The following is a 263-nucleotide window of genomic DNA, read 5'->3' as shown; positions in this document are numbered from 1 at the left end:
GGCGTCAGCGGTCTTGACCGATGGTTCGGCGACTTCAGTTCATCGCGGTTCCAGCCACGCATCGATGTCGTCGACGACGGCGACGCGCTGCGCATCACCGCTGAGTTGCCGGGTATGGATCGCGAGAATTTGCAGACGTCCATCGAAGACGGCGTCCTCGTTCTGCGTGGCGAGAAGAAGCAGGACACGAGGAGCGAGGAAAACGGCTGCTACCGGCTGGAACGGTCGTACGGCGCATTCACTCGTATGATCCCGCTGCCCGA

At 62.0% G+C, this 263-nt stretch carries 1 protein-coding gene; it reads left to right on the top strand.

All coding sequences use genetic code 11. The annotated features are described in order from the left end of the window. Positions 1-263: Hsp20/alpha crystallin family protein (locus SB764_RS41510; RefSeq protein WP_410866968.1), on the top strand; the 263-nt coding region annotated here is incomplete at both ends.

It is taken from the genome of Paraburkholderia sp. SIMBA_027, from assembly GCF_046535315.1.
In the GTDB taxonomy this organism is placed as follows: domain Bacteria; phylum Pseudomonadota; class Gammaproteobacteria; order Burkholderiales; family Burkholderiaceae; genus Paraburkholderia; species Paraburkholderia tropica.
The sequence above is the reverse complement of the archived record's forward strand: the minus strand, read 5'-3'. Positions and strand labels throughout refer to the sequence as shown.